This is a genomic window from Kitasatospora sp. UYEF31 (assembly GCF_057291755.1).
In genome coordinates, this window is record NZ_JBXAWK010000003.1 from 14,468 (window position 1) to 36,573 (window position 22,106).

Annotated in this window: 21 protein-coding genes and 1 pseudogene; 11 read left to right on the forward strand and 11 right to left on the reverse strand. The window is 70.3% G+C overall.

The window, feature by feature from the left end:
• Positions 1–418: 418 nt before the first annotated feature.
• The 3 genes from AC0Z36_RS02010 to AC0Z36_RS02020 all read right to left on the reverse strand — a co-directional run bounded on the left by AC0Z36_RS02010 (position 419) and on the right by AC0Z36_RS02020 (position 3,079).
• Positions 419–1,792: a sensor histidine kinase gene (locus AC0Z36_RS02010; RefSeq protein WP_485460866.1), complete on the reverse strand. Its 1,374-nt coding sequence runs from the start codon at positions 1,790–1,792 to the stop codon at positions 419–421.
• On the reverse strand, positions 1,789–2,550 hold the full coding sequence (locus AC0Z36_RS02015) for a response regulator transcription factor (RefSeq protein ID WP_485460867.1): 762 nt from the start codon (positions 2,548–2,550) through the stop codon (positions 1,789–1,791). Before AC0Z36_RS02015 ends, AC0Z36_RS02010 begins: the two co-directional genes overlap by 4 nt.
• Positions 2,551–2,662: 112 nt before the next feature.
• Positions 2,663–3,079 (reverse strand): hypothetical protein, encoded by a 417-nt coding sequence (locus AC0Z36_RS02020; protein WP_485460868.1) that lies wholly within the window; start codon positions 3,077–3,079, stop codon positions 2,663–2,665.
• 37 nt (positions 3,080–3,116) lie between these two features.
• Here AC0Z36_RS02020 and AC0Z36_RS02025 point away from each other — a divergent pair, with 37 nt between their 5' ends.
• Positions 3,117–3,302 (forward strand): hypothetical protein, encoded by a 186-nt coding sequence (locus AC0Z36_RS02025; RefSeq protein WP_485460869.1) that lies wholly within the window; start codon positions 3,117–3,119, stop codon positions 3,300–3,302.
• 13 nt (positions 3,303–3,315) lie between these two features.
• On the opposite strand, the gene AC0Z36_RS02030 is transcribed toward AC0Z36_RS02025, so the two are convergent.
• The gene (locus tag AC0Z36_RS02030) at positions 3,316–3,693 is read right to left on the reverse strand and encodes an STAS domain-containing protein (protein ID WP_485460870.1); all 378 of its coding nucleotides are present in this window, start codon (positions 3,691–3,693) and stop codon (positions 3,316–3,318) included.
• Between the two features lie 233 nt (positions 3,694–3,926).
• Positions 3,927–4,799 (reverse strand): alpha/beta hydrolase fold domain-containing protein, encoded by an 873-nt coding sequence (locus AC0Z36_RS02035; RefSeq protein WP_485460871.1) that lies wholly within the window; start codon positions 4,797–4,799, stop codon positions 3,927–3,929.
• 685 nt (positions 4,800–5,484) lie between these two features.
• Between AC0Z36_RS02035 and AC0Z36_RS02040 the strand changes: the two genes are divergently transcribed.
• Positions 5,485–6,183, forward strand: a complete 699-nt coding sequence (locus tag AC0Z36_RS02040) for an NAD-dependent epimerase/dehydratase family protein (RefSeq protein ID WP_485460995.1) — start codon at positions 5,485–5,487, stop codon at positions 6,181–6,183.
• Here the strand turns inward: AC0Z36_RS02040 and AC0Z36_RS02045 are convergent.
• Both AC0Z36_RS02045 and AC0Z36_RS02050 read right to left on the reverse strand, forming a co-directional pair.
• Positions 6,068–6,511, reverse strand: a pseudogene (locus AC0Z36_RS02045) (hypothetical protein); the annotation flags it as partial. The gene AC0Z36_RS02040 and the pseudogene AC0Z36_RS02045 overlap by 116 nt on opposite strands.
• A 241-nt stretch (positions 6,512–6,752) precedes the next feature.
• Complete coding sequence (locus tag AC0Z36_RS02050; protein WP_485460872.1) at positions 6,753–7,187, reverse strand: VOC family protein; 435 nt, start codon at positions 7,185–7,187, stop codon at positions 6,753–6,755.
• 42 nt (positions 7,188–7,229) lie between these two features.
• On the opposite strand from AC0Z36_RS02050, the gene AC0Z36_RS02055 reads away from it, so the two are divergent.
• The 4 genes from AC0Z36_RS02055 to pssA all read left to right on the forward strand — a co-directional run bounded on the left by AC0Z36_RS02055 (position 7,230) and on the right by pssA (position 10,110).
• Complete coding sequence (locus tag AC0Z36_RS02055; protein ID WP_485460873.1) at positions 7,230–7,658, forward strand: hypothetical protein; 429 nt, start codon at positions 7,230–7,232, stop codon at positions 7,656–7,658.
• Positions 7,659–7,826: 168 nt separating this feature from the next.
• Positions 7,827–8,162 carry a hypothetical protein gene (locus AC0Z36_RS02060; protein WP_485460874.1) on the forward strand — a complete coding sequence of 112 codons (336 nt, stop codon included), beginning with the start codon at positions 7,827–7,829 and terminating at the stop codon, positions 8,160–8,162.
• A gap of 411 nt (positions 8,163–8,573) precedes the next feature.
• Positions 8,574–9,257: a phosphatidylserine decarboxylase gene (locus AC0Z36_RS02065; RefSeq protein WP_485460875.1), complete on the forward strand. Its 684-nt coding sequence runs from the start codon at positions 8,574–8,576 to the stop codon at positions 9,255–9,257.
• A complete protein-coding gene (gene pssA / locus AC0Z36_RS02070) occupies positions 9,244–10,110 on the forward strand; it encodes a CDP-diacylglycerol--serine O-phosphatidyltransferase (RefSeq protein ID WP_485460876.1) in 867 nt (288 codons plus the stop codon). The genes AC0Z36_RS02065 and pssA overlap by 14 nt, the downstream gene beginning before the upstream one ends.
• Before the next feature lie 244 nt (positions 10,111–10,354).
• On the opposite strand, the gene recD2 is transcribed toward pssA, so the two are convergent.
• Entirely contained in the window at positions 10,355–12,607 is a 2,253-nt protein-coding gene (gene recD2 / locus AC0Z36_RS02075; protein ID WP_485460877.1) for an SF1B family DNA helicase RecD2, read from the reverse strand.
• 530 nt (positions 12,608–13,137) lie between these two features.
• On the opposite strand from recD2, the gene AC0Z36_RS02080 reads away from it, so the two are divergent.
• A complete protein-coding gene (locus AC0Z36_RS02080) occupies positions 13,138–13,560 on the forward strand; it encodes a type II toxin-antitoxin system Rv0910 family toxin (protein WP_485460878.1) in 423 nt (140 codons plus the stop codon).
• A gap of 161 nt (positions 13,561–13,721) precedes the next feature.
• Complete coding sequence (locus AC0Z36_RS02085) at positions 13,722–14,660, forward strand: LodA/GoxA family CTQ-dependent oxidase (protein WP_485460879.1); 939 nt, start codon at positions 13,722–13,724, stop codon at positions 14,658–14,660.
• Between the two features lie 140 nt (positions 14,661–14,800).
• Here the strand turns inward: AC0Z36_RS02085 and AC0Z36_RS02090 are convergent, their stop codons facing one another.
• The 3 genes from AC0Z36_RS02090 to AC0Z36_RS02100 form a co-directional block, all read right to left on the reverse strand.
• The gene (locus AC0Z36_RS02090; protein ID WP_485460880.1) at positions 14,801–15,217 is read right to left on the reverse strand and encodes an ankyrin repeat domain-containing protein; all 417 of its coding nucleotides are present in this window, start codon (positions 15,215–15,217) and stop codon (positions 14,801–14,803) included.
• Between the two features lie 67 nt (positions 15,218–15,284).
• The gene (locus tag AC0Z36_RS02095) at positions 15,285–16,328 is read right to left on the reverse strand and encodes a hypothetical protein (protein WP_485460881.1); all 1,044 of its coding nucleotides are present in this window, start codon (positions 16,326–16,328) and stop codon (positions 15,285–15,287) included.
• Between the two features lie 157 nt (positions 16,329–16,485).
• A complete protein-coding gene (locus AC0Z36_RS02100; RefSeq protein ID WP_485460882.1) occupies positions 16,486–17,181 on the reverse strand; it encodes a hypothetical protein in 696 nt (231 codons plus the stop codon).
• Between the two features lie 486 nt (positions 17,182–17,667).
• On the opposite strand from AC0Z36_RS02100, the gene AC0Z36_RS02105 reads away from it, so the two are divergent.
• The 3 genes from AC0Z36_RS02105 to AC0Z36_RS02115 are packed head-to-tail and all read left to right on the forward strand — an operon-like array spanning position 17,668 to position 22,096.
• Positions 17,668–18,075, forward strand: coding sequence for a hypothetical protein (locus AC0Z36_RS02105; protein ID WP_485460883.1), 408 nt, complete (start codon positions 17,668–17,670; stop codon positions 18,073–18,075).
• A 5-nt stretch (positions 18,076–18,080) separates the two neighbouring features.
• Positions 18,081–20,693: a vWA domain-containing protein gene (locus AC0Z36_RS02110; protein ID WP_485460884.1), complete on the forward strand. Its 2,613-nt coding sequence runs from the start codon at positions 18,081–18,083 to the stop codon at positions 20,691–20,693.
• On the forward strand, positions 20,690–22,096 hold the full coding sequence (locus tag AC0Z36_RS02115) for an extracellular solute-binding protein (RefSeq protein WP_485460885.1): 1,407 nt from the start codon (positions 20,690–20,692) through the stop codon (positions 22,094–22,096). The genes AC0Z36_RS02110 and AC0Z36_RS02115 overlap by 4 nt, the downstream gene beginning before the upstream one ends.
• Positions 22,097–22,106 lie beyond the last annotated feature (10 nt).

The window sequence follows — 22,106 nt, forward strand, 5'->3', positions numbered from 1 at the left end:
GGCGGCAGGAGGAAAACGCCGCGCTTGGAGCCCGGCATCAGCACAGAAACCACTTCGGCCCCGCAGCAGAGCTGCGGGGCCGAAGTGTGCCACCGGTGCCCCAGGTGGGGGGTAGGGACACCGGCGGACTGGGGTTTTTTCCCCGGCGGTGTGACCCCGTGGGGGGTGTGGGTCACACCATGGACGGCCGACCGGAGGGACGTGCGATGACGTCGGACAACCGGCGGACCGTGCACACCCACCGTAACCCTCCCGGGCCGCCGAAGACCAGCCGATGCGTCAGAACAGCCGATTCTTAGGGTCTATTTAAGGATCTCTTAGGGTTCTGCGGGTGTTTCGCCTCCAGTCACGTACCGGCGTACGCATTGTGCTCACGCAGCGTGACAAAGAGTCAGGGGTGGGTGGCCGCGGCGCACGATCAGACACGCGTACGAAAACGCCCCGGCTTGCCCAGGAGGGACCGCCGTTCCCGGCGACCCCGGCGGCCGGTCCGCGGTTCTTCAGCGCCCCTGCCGATGCGGACACTCACCTGTGCGCCGCCGAGCACGGACCGCTCGATGCCGACCTCCCCGCCGGTGGACTCGGCGAGCTTGCGGACGATGTCCAGGCCGAGCCCGGTTGAGCCCTCACCGCCGCTGCCGCCGCCCCGGCTCAGGGCCCCCCGCGGGTCGGCGATACCCGGCCCGGCGTCGGCGACCAGCAGGATCGCCGAGTTGTGCCCGGGGTACAGGGTGACGGCGAAGGCTGTGCCCTCCACGGTGTGCCGGAACACGTTGCCGACCATCGCGTCGATGGCGGCGGTCAGTTCCCCGCGCGGCACGGGCACGTGCACGGGGTCGTCGGCTCCGCTGAGCCGGCAGTCGCGGTCCTGGTCCTCGGCCAGCGCGGACCAGAACTCCACGCGCTCGCGGACCACCTCCGCCGCGTCGCAGCCGATGGCCTCGGTGGACGTGGTGTCGCGGGAGCGGACCGTACGGATGATCCCGTCGACTTCGCGCTCGAGCTGGGAGACTGCGTGCCGGACCGCGATCCCGGCGTCGTCCTGCGCGAGCGAGGCAGCGTTGAGCCGCAGCACCGTCAGGGGTGTGCGCAACCGGTGGGACAGGTCGGCGGCCAGTTCGCGTTCGTTGGCCAGGAGCGTGGAGACCCGGTCGGCCATGGTGTTGAAGGAGACCGCGGCCTCTTTGAGCTCGGACGGGCCTTCGGGTTTGATGCGGACCCGCAGGTCCCCGCCGCCGAGCCGGCCGGCTGCGGTGGCCAGGCCCGTGGCGGAACGGACGACCTGGGCACCGAGCCGGTCGGCGACCAGGACGGATCCGCCGACCAGCGCGAGGGCCACGCCGGTGAGGGCGAGCCAGGCGGTGGTGACGCCGCGGGAGGTGTCGCTCTCGGGGACGTAGACCTCGACGACGGTGATCCGTCCGGCGTCCAGGGCGACGGGCTGGAGCAGTGCCCAACCGCCGTCGGTGTGGACGCGGGAGGCGCGGGCGTCGCCGCGGGCAGCGTCCAGGTCCGCTCTGGCGGCCCGGGGCCGGCCGAGGACGGTGCTGTCGGGCAGGTGGACTGCCAGGCGGCCCTGGGCTCCCGCGCGGACTCCGGCCAGCGCGGGTTCGAGCGCGGCGGGGTCGGTGGTGATGATGAGGGCCGGCTGGAGGGCGGCGGCCTGCCGTTCGGCGTCGGTGAAGGCCCGGTCCCTGGCGAGTTCGCGGACCACGAGGCCGAGCGGGACGAGGAAGGCGAGGGCCACCATCACGGTGACGGCCAGGGCGACGCGGGCGAGGGAGCCTCTCACGCCCCGGGCTCCCCTATGCCGGGCTCCAAGCGCCGGGGGCTCCCATCTGTGTCGCTTCGCTCGGTCGCCGGGGGTTCGAGTTTCACGCCGACGCCGCGCACCGTGTGCAGGTAGCGGGGTTCGCGGGCCTTCTCGCCGAGTTTGCGGCGCAGCCAGGACAGGTGGACGTCGATGGTCTGGTCGTCGCCGTACGCCTGGCCCCACACCTCGGCGAGGATCTCCCGGCGCGGTACGACGGCGCCGGCGCGGGAGGCGAGGTAGGCCAGGAGGTCGAACTCGCGGCGGGTGAGCTGGAGGGCGGCACCGTCCAGGCTCGCCTCGCGGCGGCGGGTGTCGACGCGCAGGCCGCCGACGTGCAGTGCGTCGTCACCGTCGGCCTTTCCGCCCCGGACCCCGGCTCCGGCGCGGCGCAGCACGGCGGACATGCGGGCACCGAGGTGTTCGCCGGAGAAGGGTTTGGTGACGTAGTCGTCGGCGCCGGCGTTGAGCAGCCGGACGACTTCGGCCTCGTCGTCGCGGGCGGTGGCGATGATGACGGGTACGTCCGATATGCCGCGCAGCATCTTCAGCGCTTCGGAGCCGTCGAGGTCGGGCAGTCCGAGGTCGAGGATGACCACGTCGAAGTGGTGGTTGGCGACTTCGCGCAGCGCTTCCAACGCGGTGCCCACACTGCGTACGGCGTGGGAGGCGCCTGTCAGATAGCGGATCAGCGCCGAGCGGACGAAGGGGTCGTCCTCGACCACCAGAACCTGTGCCATGAGGCGAACGGTACAAGGTGGGCGGTGCGGGGCCACCACCCGGACACTGACTGCCATTTCAGCTGTAATACAGGTGGATCACCCCGCGTGCGGTCGGGCCGGTGCCGATCCGTCAGGATGTACGGGTGCGTAGTCGGATCCCTCCTGTGGTCGCCTGGCTGACGGCCACCGCGGTGGCCGTCGGTCTTTCGACGTATGCCGTACGCAGCGTGCTGCGCGACACGGTGTTCGAGCCGCCGCAGAGCATGACGGTGGCGGAGCAGGCGCCGCCGAAGGCGTCTGACACGCCGTCACCGACGTCGGCCGGGCAGATCGGCGAGCCGGTGTCGTCCGTACCGCCGACGGCGTCTTCGACGTCCTCGGCACCGTCCGCGGTGCCGTCCGCGGTGCCGTCCGCGGTGCCGTCCGCCACACAGTCCGCCGCGGCGGGCACGCCAGGCCCGGCGCAGAGCAGTGCCGTCGTCTCCAGGTCACCGGCCAGCCGTACGCCCACCGCGCCGCCGGGTAACCAGCGGCCGGCGGCCGGCAAGGGCGCGACGCGCACCTACGAGGTCAGGGGCGGCAGTGTGTCGTTCGGCTTCGGGGCGAGCTCGGCGAAGTTCCTCCAGGCGGTGCCGAACAGCGGCTGGTCGATGCGGGTCACCCCGGGCGACCAGTGGCTGCGCGTGGACTTCGCCAACGGCGGGCGCACGTCGTCGGTGTTCGTGACGTGGAACAACCACCCGCCGCTGGGCGACACGTTCGAGTCCTGACGTCCGGGGGCGGTCAGCCCGCCACGGCCTCGGCGCCGTCCCCGACGTCGACGGCCAGCGCCTCTTCGACCGTGGGGTGCACGTCGAACAGGCGACGCAGGCCGAGCGAGGTGAAGACCCGGTTGACCCGGTGTTCACCGCCGTCGGGCATGACCAGGCGCAGGTGGCCGGAGCACGAGCGCAGCAGGCGGCGGGCGGAGACCAGCGCGCCGATGCCGGTGGAGTCGCAGAACTCGACGTCACTGAGGTCGAGGATGATGCGGCGGCGGCCGTCGGCGACCGCTTTCCTTATGTGTTCACCGAGTTCCGGGACGACTGCGTAATCGACCTCACCGGACATCCGCATGACGGTCCAGTCGGCCAGGTCTTCGCTGCTCACCTGAAGGCGCACGCGTTCCGCAGTCCTCTCGCCGGCCCGGTCGGCGCAGTAGTGCCCGCCGCAGGCCTCTTGTCGGGGCCGGACGGTCACGACCCGTGCGGGAACGATCCGGCTTGGAATAAACCGTAGCCGCATTCATCCACCCAGGCAGTGACAATCTGGTCACATCTACTCTTCTTCCAGTTGGGCCGCAGTTTTCTTCCCCGTCGCCAACCGTTCGTTCAGGGAGTCTACTTGAGGGTGTGTCAAGGCACTGTGTGGAAAGACGTCCCGAAGAAACTGGCCATCGTGCCGAGGGCCGCCCGGCTCTGCGGGAGGTCTGGGTAGAGCGTCGGCCACACATGGGGCACACCGGGTACGAAGTGCGCTTCGACTGCGACGCCGGCCCCCGCCGCCCGGCTGGTGAACGCGACCGCGTCGCCGAGCAGCGCCTCGTCGGTGGAGGCGAACAGTTGCACCGGCGGCAGCGCGGCCAGTTGCTCATCCGTGGCGTGCAGTGGGGAGGCGCAGGGGTCGCGCAGGTCGTGTCCCTGCAGGTACATCTCCGCGCCTTCGCACAGTCCGAGGTAGGTGATCATCTGATCGCTTTCGGCGTTGGACGCGAAAGTCGCGGCGGACATGGTCATGTCCAGCCACGGCGAGATCAGCAGCAGTCGCTCCGGCCTGGCGTCGGGGGGTGCGGCCAGCGCGAGTCCGGCGGCCAGTCCCCCGCCCGCCGAGTCGCCGCCGACAGCTGCGGGCCCGTGCCGGCGGACGGCGTCGGTGTACACGGCCACCGCGTCGTACAGGGCCGCGGGGTAAGGGTGTTCGGGTGCGAGACGGTAACCGGCGCAGACCACGCGCAGTCCGGCGGCGACCGCGAGCCGGCTGGCGAAGCCGGAGGCCACCCTGGTGGAGCCGAGGCGGTAGCCGCCGCCGTGCAGGTAGACCAGCGTGCCCGTGGGAGGGGTCGCCGGTTCGCACACCAGGCAGTCGACGCCGCCGTACGAGTCCTCCCGTACGACGGCTCCGGATTCCGGGACGGCCGGGAAGCCGGCGGCGGCCTTCCGGCGGTCCAGGAGCGCACCGGGGGCCGCACGGCCCGGACGGATTGCCGGCAGGTTCCAGGCGGCGGTCATGGGCACCTCATCTGACGGTGTGTGGGAAACGCGGAGCGCGCATCGTCACACGGCCGGGCGGACGGCGGAAGGTCCGTCAGCTCTCGGCCACTTCGGTCAGCAGCCCGGGGAACCGCCGGTGGAGCAGTCCACCGCTACCGGACGGGCACAGCGCGCGGAGCGCCGGCACGGGTGCGAGCCGCCCATCGAGATCCCCGCGACGGCAAGGTCCACATTGCGTGCGACCGCGAGTGCCGTCCGCTGGTCCTGACTCTGACCGCCGGACAGGCCGCCGACAGCCCGCAGTTCATCCCGGTCATGGACAAACTGCGATTCCGGGGCCCGGATAGACCCGGGTCGCGACGTCCTGGGCGGCCTGGTTGACGGCGTGGATCCGGGGCGTGGTGTTGGTGACGAGCCAAGTGGGCGCCCACTCCAGGGGCGGCGCGTCGCTGAACGGCAGGTAGACGACGCCGGAGACGCCCGTACAGCGGCCGTGATCGGCAACGCCCGGGACGCCTTCCCCGAACCGATGAGACGGCAGGCGACCGGGCGGGAGATCACAATGCTGCGCGACCGCGGCTCCGAGGTGACCGAGGTGGACCTGCGTGACCACTCCAGCGATCCGGCCGCGCTTGAAGAGCAGTCGGCCGGATCCGGAGCTGTCTGGATCCACGGCGGCAACCAGTTCGTCCTGCGGCTGGCCATGGCCCTCAGCGGCGCGGACCGGGTCCTGCCCGGCCCACTGCTCACCGCCCACGCCCGCGAGGTCGACGCCGTAGTCAACGCCGCCAGCAGCGACCACCGGGGCGCTGTCGAGGCACTCGTCGCAGGGCTGGCCGGCACCGGCCGTCCCCTCGTGCACACCAGTGGTTCAAGCATCGTCAGCACCGACGCACGGGGTGCCGCCTCAGACGAGATCTTCACCGAGGAGACCGTCGCCCCCGGATCGGACTGGCGACCCGTTGAGGAGAAAGCCGCCCGTGTCGCCCTCGACCGTTTTGTCCTGGCCGCGGCGGACCGGGGTGTGCGCTCTGTAGTGCTGTGCAACACCCTCATCTACGGACACGGCCGGGGCATGGCCCGCGACAGCGTGCAGATCTCCGCACTCGCCCGGCAGGCCCGCGACAGCGGTGTCGTCCGGCACGTGGGAGACGGTCGCAACATCTGGTCGACCGTACACATCGACGACGTGGCCGACCTCTACCTGCGCGCCCTCACCGACGCGCCGGCGGGATCCTTCTACTTTGTCGAAAACGGCGAGGTGCCGTTCGGCGCCATCGCCACCCCGCCCCGTCGGGATCCGGGTGGTCCTCGGGGAAGTCGATCTCGCCCGCGCACCAGCGGTCGCTGCCCGTTTCGCGCCATAGGCAGGCGGTCACGCTGGGGACGCCGTCGTCGGTGAAGGCCGGCTCCCCGACGCAGTCCTGGAAGACCGCGGGGACTGAATCCAGCACACCCGGCCACGGCACGTCGTTGGCATAGGGGCTCATCGGCGACTCGTGGTCGAAGCCTCGGACATACGCGCCCGCCGGGGAGAACACGATGTCGAATTCGTCACCGGAACCGTTGCGCATCGAGGCAGCCTCCTGCGTCTCCGACCATGCGGCGCTGAACGAGAAGTACCGCTCGCCGTCCGGATTCAGCACTGCCTCCAGCATCGCCATCGACCGGCAGAGATCCCGGAGCACTGGGATATCAGGGAGGGCTCGGGCCACATCGTGAACGGTCATGCCGCTCATCCAAGCTGATGCCGCTGACAATCCCTCTGCCCGCCAGCTCAGACGCAGGGATTTTCAGAGTGAAGCGTTCGTACGCCGGCTCAGTGAACTTGTCGTAATCTGTCGGACCGGCCGGACGGCACGCCCGTCCCGAGCGCCCGGTCAGGCGATCCGCGCCACAGCGACCTGACGGGTCGGGGGCGGTTCTTCGTCCTGGCCCGTGGGGACGGAACGAGGAAACGTTCGCGGCCCCTCAGTCGACACAGAACTCGTTGCCCTCGATGTCCCGCATCGAAACGCACGACTCGTTCTCGTCATCGGCAAACAGTGTTTGCACGTGCACCGCGCCGAGCGCGACCAGTCGTGCGCACTCGGCCTCGAGGGTGGCGAGGCGCTCCGCACCCACGAGCCCGGTGCCGACCCGCACGTCAAGATGCAGCCGGTTCTTGGCGGCCTTCCCTTCGGGGACGCGCTGGAAGTACAGTCGCGGGCCCACGCCTGAGGGGTCACTGCAGGCAAACCAGGCGTCCGACTGCTCAGGTGGCAGCGAGCGGTTGAAATCGTCCCAGGTGGCAAACCCTTCCGGCGACGGCGGTACGACGTACCCCAGCACCTCGCACCAGAAACGGGCGACGCGTTCAGGTTCCGCGCAGTCAAAAGTGACTTGAAACTGCTTGATCGATGCCATCGGCCAACCATAGTGGCGCGTGCTTTTCACCGGTACCCCGTGATGGCATCGCCGCGCAGCCAGTGGACCGCCGTCCCCTCCGCCTTGCGCGAGGAGGAGGTGCGCGCCCAGGCCACCGCCCCGCACCGGAAGTTGCGCGCGGACCGCGTGGACTTCCGGCCGAACATCCCGCACAAGCCGCTGGAGCCCTTCTGCAACTTCGAGCGGGCGCTGACCTTCCAGCGGGCGGCCGCCCGGAACGGGTGGACCAACGGCCCCGCGGAGACCGAGCTCGCCACCCTGGCCGACCGGGCCTGGCGCCGGAAGGCCCGTACGGACTGGAGACAACAAGACGACGACGTCCATCTCCCGGCTCGACCGTCCGCACACGATGATCTTCGCGATCCCGGAGCCGGGCGCGGGTCCGCCGGACACCGACCTGGCGTCGTACGCCGAGGAGCGCGGCCTGCGCATCTCCGACGCCCTGGCTGAGTGGATCCTGGCCAACAGCCTCAAGTCCTGTGTCAAAGGCACTCCGGACCTGTTCGACGAGCCGGTGGCGGCGGAGCCTCGTCACGGAGCCGCACACGCTCACCAACATCAACGACTCGGGCGCGCACCTCCAAGTTGTTCTGCGGGTCCGGCGAGAATGTCTACTTGTTGACGAACTACGTCCGCGACACCGGACTGCTGACCGTCGAGGAGGCCGTGCACAACCTCACGGGCAAGCCGGCCGGCTACTTCGGGTTCAACGACCGGGGCGTGCCTGCCGCCGACAAGGCCGGGGACGCGGCGGTCTTCGCGCTGGACGAGATCGAGGTCCGGGCCGAGGGGAAGCGCTACGACAACCCGGACGGATCGTGGCGCTTCACCCGCGGACCCGCCGGGATGCGCGCGTCGGTGGTGCGGGGTGTGCCGACCGTCCTGGCCGCGGAACCGACCGGGGCCCGCCCGGGGACGACGGTGGGCCGCGCGCGTCCCTCCCCCCTCAGCTGAAGACCGGTCCTGGATTCAGCAGTATCAGCGGCCGGATCAACGCCGAATCAGCAGGTAGAGCCCTTCCGCCCGGCTTTTCAGAGCGGAGGGGCCCTTCCGTCCGGGCCGGTACCGCGCAATGATCGGTAGACATGAGAGCACCTTGCGGCATGACCCACCCGGGTATCACCCGATGGAGTGATCCTGGTCACGGCAACCATGTCGACCGCTCAGTGCGTTATAGGTCCTGCAAGGCGAACACACCGGGGCCAGGTCAAGAAAAGACCAAAGTTAAGCTTCTTTGTGGCGGTTTGCACACAGGTCAGCGGCCGGGTCCCGTTACACACGGGAGCACGACAGGCCGCGCTGTAGATAGCATCCGCCGAGTGCCACCCGCGCCTTGCGGGGCACGCCTGCCGACAAAGGTTCTCGATGACTGACGATTCCACCGCGCTGCCCGGCGCGCCGATCGCCCGGACTGCCACCGTCAACCGGCAGGGCTACCGCCTGGCCAGGGGCTGTACCCCGTGGTTCGCGCCGACGGCCCTGACCGCCGCGGCGACGGGTCTCGCGGCCCTGCGCTCGGACAAGCGCTGGGCCTTGGCGGCGGTGCCGACCGCGACGCTCACCGGCCTCATGCTGTGGTTCTTCCGCGACCCGGAGCGTTCCGCCCCCGGCGACGGCATCATGTCGTCGGCCGACGGCGTCGTCCAGAGCATCGACGAGTACCCGGACGGCCGGACACGCGTCGCCGTGTTCATGAGCCCGCTGAACGTGCACGTCAACCGGGCACCGCTGGCCGGGACGATCAAATCGGTGGAGCACACCGCCGGTGGGTTCGTCCCCGCGTTCAACAAGGACAGCGAGTTCAACGAGCGGGTCGTGTGGCACTTCGACACCGCCCTCGGCGACATCGAGCTGGTCCAGATCGCCGGTGCTGTGGCGCGCCGTATCATCCCGTACGTCGAGCCGGGGACCGAGGTCGAGCGCGGGGAGCGCATCGGCCTGATCCGCTTCGGTTCGCGGGTCGACATCTACCTGCCGCCGGGCATCGTGCCCGCGGTGGCCGTGGGGGATCGGACTACAGCCGGGGAGACTCGACTTGACCAGGCATGACACCGGCGGCCGTGAAGCCGCAGACCCCGCGAGTCCGTTCCTGGACGGATTCGAGCGGGCGATCATCGTGGACGACGACGCCGAGGAGCCCCTGTCGTCGCGGATCTCCGCGGCCGACGTAGTCACCCTCGGTAACGCCACGTGCGGGTTCCTCGCGGTGTACTTCCTCGCCTGCGCCACCGTCTCCATGCACATGGAGGGCAGCACGGGCGTGCCCGCCGACCGGCGCAGCGCGGCGGCGGCGGTCATCCTGATGCTCATCGGTGCCATGTGCGACCTGTGCGACGGGCTCATCGCCCGCCGGTTCCGCAAGTCGGCGCTGGGCGCGCAGCTGGACAACCTCGCCGACGTGATCACCTTCGGTGTCGCCCCGGCGTTCTTCGTGGTGACCTGGGCGGCGGTGCCGCTGGGTCCGAACAAGTCGCCCGCGGTGCTGGTGGCACTGTCGGTGCTGATCGCCGGTGTGCTGCGGCTCGCCCGTTTCGCGAGCACCGCGGGCAAGCCCGGGGTGTTCCAGGGCATGCCCATCCCGATGGGCGCCATGACGGTGGTGTCGATCGTGCTGTTGAACCTGCCGTTCGCGGTGGCCGCGGTGCTGATCCTGGCGACGTCGGCGCTGATGGTGAGCCGGATCGAGTACCCGAAGCCGCAGGGCCGGCTCGCGGTGCTGACGATCATAGGGATCGCCATCAGCATGAGCTGCATGATCGCCTGGGCGACGGACCTGCCCGGCGGTGACTGGTTGCTCGACACCGGCGCGTGCATGACCGTGGCGATCGCGCTGAGCATCCCGGCGGCCGAGATGGCCAAGCGCGGAACGCGCCGCTTCTTCGCCTTCCGGATAAACCGCTAAGAAATCCCGTACGCAGACCCCGGTGCCAAGGCGCCGGGGTCTTCTGCGTCCCGCCGCCACCGAGCGCACCACCACGGGGTGCGGGGGCGCGAAGCGTCCCGAGCGCGGCGGGGGAACCGACGAGGCTCGGCGGGTGCCGCGGCCCGACCGGGCGAAGTGCGGGCGCCGGGCGACGACTGAGCGAAGCGAAGACTGCGTGGGGACAACGCCCGGGCTTGGAGCCCGGCGACAGAACAGCCGGGCATCAGCGCAGCCGGTGGGCCAGTCCCGTGTGCCTCTTGCCCGCTGAGACGGTCCGTACGGCCTGCGCGAGCGCCTTCCGGGACCCCACCAGCACAACGAGTTTTTTGGCCCGCGTCACGGCCGTGTAGAGCAGGTTGCGCTGGAGCATCATCCAGGCGCTCATCGTCACGGGGATCACCACGGCGGGGTATTCACTGCCCTGGGAACGGTGGATGGTCACGGCGTACGCGTGGGCGAGTTCGTCGAGCTCGGCGAAGTCGTACGGCACCTCTTCGTCCTCGTCGGTGAGGACGGTGACCTTCTGGTCGTCGACGTTGATCCCGGTGACCACTCCCCCGGTGCCGTTGAATATCCCGTTCTTCCCTTTGTCGTAGTTGTTGCGGATCTGGGTGACCTTGTCGCCGACTTTGAACGTACGGCCGCCGAAGCGCTTCTCCGGAAGTCCGGGGCGGGAGGGTGTCAGGGCCTCCTGGAGCAGCAGGTTCAGCGCCGCCGCCCCGGCGGGTCCCCGGTGCATGGGGCTGAGCACCTGGATGTCCCTCGCCCTGAGCCCGAATTTGCGCGGGATCCTGTTAGCGACCACGTCCACGGTCATCCGGGCCGCGTCCTCGGCCTCTTCGACGGGGAACAGGAAGAAGTCGGTCAGCCCGTCGACGACCGGCGGCTGGCCTTTGTTGATGCGGTGCGCGTTGGTGATCACCCCTGACTGCTGGGCCTGCCGGAACACCTTGGTCAGGCGCACCCGGGGCAGCGGTTCGGCGGCGAGCATGTCGCGCAGCACCTCGCCCGCGCCGACCGAGGGCAGTTGGTCGACGTCGCCGACGAACAGCAGGTGGCCGCCGGGCGGGACGGCTTTCACCAGCTTGTTGGCGAGCAGCAGGTCGAGCATCGACGCCTCGTCGACGACCACGAGGTCGGCGTCGAGCGGCCGGTCCTGGTCGTAGGCCGCGTCGCCGCCGGGGCGCAGCTCCAGGAGCCGGTGCACGGTGGCCGCCTCACACCCGGTCAGCTCGGCCAGCCGCTTGGCCGCCCGCCCGGTGGGCGCGGCGAGGATGACCTTGGCCTTGCGGGCCTTCGCGAGTTCGATGACCGACCGTACGGTGAAGGACTTGCCGCAACCGGGCCCGCCGGTGAGGACTGCGACCTTCTGCGTGAGGGCCAGCCGTACGGCCTGCTCCTGCTCGGGTGCGAGTTCGGTGCCCGTCCGGTCGTGGAGCCACGCCAGGGCCTTGGGCCAGTCGAGGTCGGCGAAGTGCGCCAGGCGGTCCTCGCGGGTGTTGAGCAGCATGCGCAGCCTGCCGGCGAGGGAGATCTCCGCGCGGTGGAACGGCACGAGGTAGACGGCCTGCACGGGGTCCCCCTGCGAACCCGAGGGTGATATCCGGCCGGGCAACTCCTCGCGTACGGCGCCTTCTTCACCGATCAGCTCCTCCAGGCACCCGGTGACCAGATCCGGCGGCACTTCGAGGATTTTGACCGCTTCGGTGATCAGATCGTCCTGCGGCAAGTAGCAGTTGCCCGCGTCGGCGCCCTGGGACAGCGTGTATTGCAGCCCGGCCTTCACCCGCTGGGGGGAATCGTGCGGGATTCCGACGGCCTGCGCGATGGTGTCGGCTGTCTTGAAACCGATTCCCCACACGTCGGCCGCGAGACGGTACGGCTCGTTCCGCACGATCGAAATCGACGCGTCGCCGTACTCCTTGAAGATCCTGACGGCCGGTGAAGTGGAGATCCCGATGCCCTGCAGGAAGACCATGACTTCTTTGATGGCCTTCTGTTCCTCCCAGGCCTGGGCGATCAGTTTCGTCCGCTTGGGTCCGAGGCCTGGTACGGCGATCAACTGCGTGGCGTCCTCGTCGATCACGTCGAGGGACTTGTCGCCGAAGTGTTCGACGATGCGTTCGGCCGTCTTCGGGCCGATGCCTTTGATCAGCCCGGAGCCCAGGTAGCGGCGGATGCCCTGCACTGTGGCGGGGAGCACGGTCGTGTAGGACTCGACGAGGAACTGTTTTCCGTACTGCGGGTGGGAGCCCCAGCGCCCGCGCATGCGCAGGCTTTCGCCCGGCTGGGCGCCGAGCAGCGCGCCGACGACGGTGAGCAGGTCGTTGTCGCCGCCCGCGCCGCGCCCCGACGTGTCGACGCGCGCGACGGTCCAGCCGTTTTCGTCGTTGTGGTAGGTGATGCGTTCCAGCACCCCGTCCAGGACCGCCCCACCCTGCTGCCCCTGCGCGCCTGACCCCGGTGTGCCGCTCATGGCTGTCCAGGGTATCGATCGTCACCGACACCAGTAGTGCGACCGGGCGCAGCGAAGAAGCCCACCCCCGCGCGAGGCGAGGGCGCGAAGCGTCCCGAGCGCGCCCGGAGGCGCGGTTCGACCGGGCGACGCGCGGGCGCCGAACGGCCCCTGAGCGCAGCGAAGGGGACGAGAGGACGACGCCCGCGCTTGGAGCCCGACATCAGCACAACGCGGGCGCCGAACGGCCCCTGAGCGCAGCGAAGGGGACGAGAGGACGACGCCCGCGCTTGGAGCCCGACATCAGCACAACGCGGGCGCCGAACGGCCCCTGAGCGCAGCGAAGGGGACGAGAGGACGACGCCCGCGCTTGGAGCCCGGCATAAAGACAGCAGACCATTGACTGAGTCACACACCAGGGATAACTTCACGTCAGCACTTCGGCAGGGTTCCTGACTGTCGGCCCGCCCGCCGACGCACCCCGCCGGCCCGGCAGAACGCTCAACCCCCGCACGGCGAACAGTTTGCCGCCCGACGTAAAAGGATCACTCATGCCCCTCATCAACGAGCAGACCAACGTTGCCGCCGCCCCCGCCGCCGTGTGGACCAAGCTCATCGACTTCAGCGACTTCGCCTGGATGACCCCCCACGTGGAGTTCCCCAACGGCGCCCCGGCCAAGATCGCGGACGGCGTGGAGTACGACGAGAAGATGAAGCTCATGGGCTTCCCGGCGGACATCAAGTGGACCATCGCCGACGTCGTCGAGGGCTCGACCTTCACGCTGGTCGGCAAGGGCCCGATGGGCGTCGGCATGACGGAGAAGTTCATCGTCGAGGCCGACGGTGACGCGTCGGTGTTCCGCATCGAGGCCGAGGTCAAGGGTGGTGCCGTGTCGATGATGGCCGGCAAGGTCACCCGCGCCACGCAGGAGGCCATCATCGAGTCGCTGGCCCTCTTCGCCGCGAAGTTCTGATCTGACCCCCGGTGGGGCGGCGGGCCCCCGAGGCCTGCCGCCCCACCGGTTTTCCATCCGCGTACGGACGGCATCTGCGCAATAGCCGCGCCATCGCTCGTCCGGGTGATCGTGCGCCGCGCCGGTTCCTGACCTCCGGTGTGGCGCATACGGTCGGCAGGATGACAGCCACAACCGCCACTCTCCCGGCCCCCGCCCGCCCTCTCTGGCGCGCCGGGACGGGCACCGCGCTGATGATCCCCGCCCAGCCGCACCGGCCGTTGAGCGCCGTGGTCAGCGCCGCCGTGCACCCCACCGTCGCCGCCGCCCGCGCCGGCAGCGGGGCGGACCCGTTCACCATCGCCGCCGAAGTGTTCAACCCGAGGCAGGAGCCCACGCCCCCCGGTTACCGGCAGGCCGCCCGCTTCCGGGTGTACGGCCTCGACGAGAGCGGCTCCGTGGTAGCCGAACTCACTACAGCGGACGCCGATCTGGTCTGGACCGTGCACCCAGCAGCCGACGGCCGCCGCCCCTGCACCGTCGGCGGACGCGGCGCCGGCGGCACCGACCAGAACTTCGCGACCGACGGTTCGGCGGAGCACGGCGGCATCCGCACCGACCTGGGCGGCCGGCTCCTGGTCGTCGGCGGCAGCGGCCCCGCCCCGGCGCAGCCGACGGAAGCCTCCGTCGGCGTGCGGGTCGTGCTCAACGGGCGCGAGGTGCCGGCCCGGGCCGCGACCGCGCTGGTCCTCCCGGCCCGCGACCCGGCCGCCGTGTCGTCCGCGCGCACCGCGTACGACCTCGTCCGGGACGGCCGCCCGGCGGCAGGCCCCACCCCCTTCGCGCTCGACGTCCTGCGCCGCCTCGCCGACTTCCCGCCGGGCGAGCAGCCCGAAGCCCTGGAGCGCGCCGCGCTGTCCGACATCGGCCAGTCGGAGCTGACCCCGGGCGCGCTGGCCGCGCTCATCCCGGCTGCGCCGGGCACCACGTCCGGAGAATCCTCACCCGGGAGACCCGAGCCTGGGAAGCCCACCCCCCGGAAGCCCGCGGCCGGGAGCCCCGCCCGCCCGGCGGCCCGGTCGGCCTCCGCGAAGCGCAGGAACCCCAACCGCAAGAGCTAAGGCCTGTTCTGGTCCGCAGCGCGGCGAGGTCTGAACCGCTGCGACGGTCTTGGGGTTTGCAGGCCGGCCCGTGGTGGGCACAGTGGCCTGGAAACCCCAAGACCGTTACTGCTGGTGCGGGTTCTCCCCGCCAACCGCGCTCAGCCTTCGAGCAGTTCTTCCTTGCCGAACATCGCCGCCGTCTGACGCGCCGTCGGCGTCCCCGCGTCGGGGTCGGCCCCCGCCTTCACCAGCGCCCGTACGACGTCGGCCTCGTTCTTGAAAACGGCCCCGGCCAACGGCGTCTGGCCCCGGTCGTTCGGCCGGTCGGTGTCGGCCTCGCGCTCGATCAGTGCCTGGACCGCCGCGACCTGGCCGTGGTACGCCGCCAGCATCAGCAGCGTGTCGCCCTTGTCGTTGGACAAGTCCACTGGAACGCCCGCGTCCACGTACGCCACCAGGGTCTTGGTGTCCCCGTTGCGCGCGGCGTCGAACAGGTGGGCGGCCAGCTGCTCCATCCGCGCCTGGTCCGGGTCCTCGGCCTCAGGACGGACGTTCCACGGCTCCTGCTCACCCATGACGGTCTCCCCTTCGTTGATACCTGCCGGGGGACACCCTCCCACCGGCAGGATCAAGGAAACACCGTCACACACTCACCGGGTCACGATCGTCCTGGTTGTCCGGGTTGCGAGGGCCCACGAGGAGCGCGGCTCCGGCCACCAGGACGAGCAGCGCCCCGGGAATGAGCAGCAGCCACGGCATGACCGTGACGGAACTGCCCTTGGTCGGGATGCTGTTCGCCTTCTGGAAGTCGGACACGTTCGCGCCGATCATCTTCACCATGCCGTCGAACTTCGGCAGGATGCGGTCGATCTCAAGCAGCCCCTTGCCGACGGCCGGGTACGTCCGGCCGAGTTCGGCCGAGTAGACCGCGGTGGGCTTGCCCGCCATCGCGGCCATGGCCGGCAGCGTCTTCTGGCGCATCTCGTCGGACATCGCCTTGAGGGTGTCCAGGTCGGTACGGGCCTGCTCGTAGCCGGCCTTGGTGAAGGTGGGGGCGAACGCGTTGAACATCTTCTCGGCGGCCTGCGTCTTGCCGATCACGCCGGTGACGGGGGTCGCGACGACCATGACCAGGCCGAGGACGGCCGCGGCGGCCAGCATGCCGGTCGCCTTGCCCTTGTTCTTCGGGTCGCGGAGGAAGAACAAACCCATGCCGCCGGCGACGATCAGGATGATGCCGGGCACGAGGTAGAGGTAGGTGACCGTCGTGTTGGGGAGGTCGGCCGTGGGGATCTCGTCGGCCTTGCGGAAGTTCGGGGCCTGCTCCTCCATAGTGCCGAGGAGGGTGTCGAAGCGCGGCATGATCGTGGGGCTCTGCGCGAGGCCCTTGCCGACGGCCGGGTACTGCGTGCCGAGAAGCTGGTTGAACGCCGGCACCGGGATACTGCGGGCCGCGGCCATGTCGGGGAGTGTCTGCTTGCTCAGCTGGCTGAGCATGCCCTGCATCGTGACGAGGTCCGCGCGGTTGGACTTCAGTGACTGGTCGGTGAACACCGGCCGGAAGTCGTCGGTGACGTTCTCCACGGCCTGGGTCTTGCCCGGCAGGTCCGCCGCGAAGGCGAAGACGGTCAGCAGGATGCCGAGCAGGGTGACGACCGCGAGGGCGACCGTACGGTATGCACGCACAGGCGTGTCCTCCATCCGCCCGCGAAGCGCAGGGCGTGGTGTTAGGGCGGTGTGTCCGCCCGGGGCTGCCGATCTTGGCAGCAAATTACCGGTCGGTCACTTATCGAAATGTGATCGTTGTGAATACGGTTTATTCCGAAGTATCACTTCGCAACGATCAGACTGCCTCCGGTGGCCTACCCCGCGACCGCTTTTCGAAGCCGCCGGGCTTCGGTGGCGACCCTCGATGTGCCCGGACCGTCGGCCATTTCGTCCAGCCAGGGGAAGCCCCCCGTGCTCCCGCCGGGCCCGCGCACTCGGCGGCGAGCTGGAGCAGGTCGCCCGTGCCCCGCACCCGGGTCTCCGGGAGCAGACCGGTCAGCACCAGCCAGGTCGCCTCGTGCGCCCCGGCCCAGCTCTCCCGGCCCTGTTGCACCTGCCAGAGGTCGCCGGTGAGGATCAGACCGACACCGGCAGCCTCGAATACGCGCGGCACCATCACCGCGAGGCAGGGGTCCGCGGCAAGGCCGGCGCTGAGGGCGGTGGCGAAGTGGTCGTTCTTCTTCGACCGGTACGCGAAGGCCGTACGCTCCTTGTCCTGCAGCCAGCCCAGGGTGTAGTTGTCATCCGCCGACGCGGGCAGCCCTCCGGCCCGTGCGGGGCAGTCGACCAGGAGCCACTCGTTGCTCCAGCCCTCATCGGGGAGCTTCGCCGCCAGCCGGCCGAGGGTCTCCTCGCCCCATTCGGGCCTGCGGTCGAGCAGGACGGCGGTGACCTCCTCGTGATCCGGCCGGTGTTGATGGTTCCGGTTCCGAGCATTTCCCCGTCGATGCCGTCCGGCAGGACGTCGAGCCGGGCCGCCACCCCGCAGCACGCTGAGAAGGACTCGAACCGCAGCCTGTCCCCGTTCCCGGTGACCACCGGGTCGAGCGAACCGGGGCGCAGCGGCCGGTGGTACCGCGCGGCGGCCACGTCGGCGACGGCGAGCAGTCCGCAGGCCGCGGCCTGCGGCGCGGTGAGGAACCCGTCGAAGAAGCGCGGGAACGGGTCGAGGCCGTGCGAGGTGAGCCCGCCGCAGGTCTGCGGGCCCAGACGGGCGACGCCGTCGACGGTGGACACTTGAGACGACGTCAGATACGTGAAGGAGTGCGTGCTCTGCGACATGCGGATCACGTCAGGGAGCGACACTGACGACGGCGTCACCCGAGTGGATCTGTCTGGGAATCAACCGCACTCTGGGATAATCTGCCTCACTCTCGTACGCGATCGGTACTTTCAGTCAACTTCTCCGGTCTACCTGGCCAGTTCGGATCGACAGGACGGCACAGTGGACCGCGGCACAGCCGATGGGGGCACAGTGATGGCGGACGACAACGGGGACCGGACCGAGCTGCGTATCAGCGTCCGGGGAACGCACACCCGGCGGGAGGACCTGGACGCGCTCAACTCCTGGTTGCTGAACGAGCCCTGGCTCGCCAGGGCGCAGGCGGCGGACGCGCTGACCGTCAGGCGGGAGCCGTCCGCCGAGCAGCACGAGGCGATGGCCGGCGAGCTGCTCCAGGATGTCGTCCTGGTCATCGTCTCCGGCGCGGCCCAGTCCGTCGCGGACCAGGCGTGGCAGTCGGTCCGCACCTGGGTCCGCAACCGGCGCCGGACGGCGGACACCGGCGAGGAGCCGGGTTCCAGCATGGAATCAGGCGACGGCGTCATCCGGCGCGACACCGACGACGAACCAGAGGAGCCGCGCGGCACGGTTCAGGGGTCGTAGTCCCCGTGGACGCATACAACCCGAAGTCGGCCGAAAACAGCGGCAAAGTGCACCGCGCACTGCTGCTCGGCGTCGACGGTTACACCTATCTGCCGGACCTGCCCGCCGTCGGCCGCAGCCTGGAGCTGATGACCGGGGCGTTGACCGCCGAAGGGCGCGGTGTACTGAACCGGGACCAAGTCGTCGTCCTGCGCAGCCCCGTCGACGTCCATACGTTCGGCGCGGCGCTGAGCAAGGCGGTCCAGGAGGTCGACGGGCTGCTGCTCGTCTACTTCGCCGGACACGGCAGGGTCAGGAAGGACAGTACGGACCTGCACCTGATGGTCACCAACTCGCAGCACACCCCGAAGCGGAACCACCAGTTCCAGGACGCGGTCTCCTGGCAGAACTCCGTGGTCGATCCGCTGACGCACGCCCGTGCCGACTGGGTGGTGGTCATCCTGGACTGCTGCTACGCGGGCAACGCCTTGCAGTACGTCGAGTTCGAGTCCCGGCAGAGCTTCGCGGTCCTCGCCGCGGCCGAACGCGGTACGGAGATCCCGACCGGCAACAAATCGGGCGGTACGGATTTCACCCGGGAACTCCACCGGCTGCTGGTCGAGGGGGTCCGCGGCCAGGAATCCGTGACTTTCACCGGTCTTATGCCTGAGATCCGTACGGCGATGGAGCAGCACAAGCCGATCGGAAAGGACTCCTGGTGGCCCGATGAGATCCGTCGTGGGCACGATGTGGTGCTGTCGCTCGCGGACGGCGGGCCTGCCGCGATCACACCGCCACCGGGGACTGCGCGTGAACGGGCCCCGGAGCCGGAGCCTGCTCGTGAACCACCACCTGTGCCGCCGACGCGGCACAGGCGGGGCACGGCCCTGGTCGCCGCCGCCGGCGTTCTCCTCGCCGCCGCGGCCGGGTTCGGGATCTACACGTGGACCGGCCCGGACCAGGCGGCTGCCTGCCGCCCGCCCATGGAGCTGCGCCTGCTCACCGACCCCGACACCCGGCCCGTCGTCCAGAGCGCCGTCGACGCCTACGTCAGCCGCGGGGGCTGCCGGAAGGTGGGCGTCACCGTCTACGAAGCGAAGTCGACCGACGCCGTACGGGGGTTCCAGTCCGCCGGCCGATGGCAGTCGCCGCCCGGTGAGTGCCCGGCGGACGACGGCGTCTGCTTCCGTCCGCAGCGTGACCTCGGGGCTCAGCCCGACATCTGGATTCCCGCCTCCACCAGCGCCAAGGACCGTGTCGGGCCGCCGGACACGGCCGACCGCGCGGTGGCCCTGCACCCGCTCGGACACCTCGCCTCCACGCCGCTGGTCCTGGCCGTGCCCAACACGCTGTCCTTCTCCCCTGACACGCTCACCGGCGTGACACTCGCCGGCCTCATCGACCAGTTGAAAGGCGAGACCCTGCTGCGCGCGGACCCCGAGTACACGGACACAGCCCTCATCGCGTCGGCCACTTTGTACGGACAGGGGGAAGGCGGGTCGCCGATCGGGAGCGGCCGACTCCTCGAACTGGAACGCGGAATGGAGGCGCTGAGCCCGGCACCGCGCACCTCCGGCGATCTGCTGTGCGCGCTGGCCAAGCCGGAGAACGCCGAACTCGACGACAGGGCAGCCGTGTTGGTGCCGGAACAGACCATGGCGCTGTTCAACCTGCCCGCTGACGACAAGCGGCGGCCCGGCTGCGTCACGGACCAGCTCGCCAAACGCACCGCCCAGTACCCCACCGACGTCGCGCACCTCGACCTGCCGTTCATCCACGTCGAGTGGACCGGCGCCGACCGGCAGAAAGACGAACGGGCAAATGCGGTAATGGACTTCTATACGTGGCTCACCACTGACGCCGAAGCCCGGACGGTCTTCGCCGACGCCGGCTACCGGGCCGCGGACGCGGGACCGCCGGTGTCCCCCGCTCCGAGCCCCTCAGCTGCTCCAGAGCCGCTGCCCGGGACGCTCACCGCGCCACCGGACGCCGGGGAGCCACCCGCCCCGGGCGTCCTCACGGCCACGCTGGCCCGCTACCGCAAGGCACTGGGCGCCGGACAGGTGCTGTACCTCCTGGACAGCTCGGATTCGATGCGCCGGGTCTGGGACGGCCCCGGGCAGGCGAAGGACGTGCTGGCGAAGTCGCTGACCTCCCTCGGGCCCGACGACGAGTACGGCGTGTGGGCGGTGGCCGAAGGACACGCGGACATCGTCCCCTTCGGTCCCCACCAACGGACGGCTGCCCAGACCCAGGTTGCCGGGGCGCAGACGCGCTTCCCCGGCCAGGAAGGGAACCTCGACGGCGCGCTGCGCGAGGCGCTGGCCAAACTGCGGTCCCTGAGCGGCAGCCCGGACCGGACGCGCCCGCAGCTGATCGTGCTCATCACGGACGACGAGGAGTCCGCGGGCATCACCGGCGCGAAACTGGACAGTCTGGTCGCCGAGGTGAAGAAGAGCCCGCGGGGCGGGCCGGTGCGGATCGTCACCGTGTCGCTCCAGAGCGGCGGCTGCGCCGCGGGCAAGGTCAACGAGCGCATCGCCGCGGAGACGGGCGGCCGGTGCCTGGACACGGGCGGGAACCTGACCCTACAGCTCGTGGACGAGGTCGCCAGGGTCGGTACGGGGGAGACCGGATGACCCACCGTCACCTGACTGGAGTCCTCGCCCTGGCCGCGGTCGCCGCCGTACTGGCCGGCTGCTCGGGAGGCTCGGGCACCCCCGCCGCACCCTCTCCTTCCCGCACCCCCGCGAAGGGGCCGCTGGTGGTGGCCAGCGGACTCGACGTCACCGGCGGCGGCGGTGTCCGCCAACAGCTCATCGCCGAGTGGAACCGGGAGAACGCGGGGTCGCCGGACCGGCAGGCCGTGCTCGTCGAGCTCCCCGGCGCCGCCGACCAGCAGCGCAGCCAGCTCCTGGGCGCGCTCCAGTCCCGCAGCGCCCGCTACGACGTGGTGAACCTCGACATCACCTGGATACCGGAGTTCGCCGAGGCCGGACTGGTCCGCTCGCTCAAGGGGACCGCGCTCGACGGGCAACTGACGGGCAAGGACAGTGACTTCATCCGGAATGTGGCGGACACCGGAACCTGGCGTGAAAACCCGTACGCCGTTCCCTTCAACAGCGACGTGGGGCTGCTCTACTACCGGACCGACTACCTGAAGGCCGCACGGATCGAACCCGGCAACATGCCTCCAGGACCCGCCGGGAAACGCTGGGACTGGGATCGTCTCGCCGCCTCGGCCGGCGCCGTCCGCAAGGGCGGCTGGACCACCCAGCTCGACGCGTACGAGGGCCTGACGGTCAACACGGTCGAGGCGTTCGAGTCCGTCGGGGTGCACCTCACCGATTCCCACGGCAAGTACACCGCCGACCCGGCCGGCCTCAAGAAGGGACTGGACGAAATCTGGAAGCGGACCCACGGCAACGAACGCCTCCTCCCCGCCGCCCTGTCCTCCCGGGAGGCCGGGAGTCTCACCGACTTCGCCGCAGGGCGCACCGCGTTCCTCCGGCACTGGCCCTACGCCTACGGAGCGCTGCGCGACACCCTCCCCCCGGGGACGGGCGTGGAGCTCGGGGTCACCCGCCTGCCCGGCGCGGCCGTCCTCGGCGGCCAGAGCCTCGCGGTCACCGCCGACTCCCCGCGCGACGGACCCGCCCGCGAGCTCATCACCTTCCTCACCGGGGCCGCCAGCGAACGCTGTCTGCGCGACGCGGGGTTCGTCGCGACCCGGACGTCCGCCTACGAGGTGGGGCCGCCCTGCCACAAGGCGGTCGCCGACGCCCTCCAGGCGTCCCGGCCCGGCACCGTCGCCGAGGGGAAGGACCCGCCGCGGCTGACCCAGACGAGCACGGAGTACACCCGTACCCTGCGCACGTCCTTGGAGGAGTCCGTCCAACGCCCGCGGACCGTCTATTACGGGGCGTTCACCCAAGTGCTCCAGGCCCACGTCCACGCTGTGATCGCCGATGAGCGCCCGGTCACCGACGATGCGGCGAAAGCCCTGGACACCGCGCTCAGGAAGGCATTCCTCGGCCGCTGAACCCGGGCCC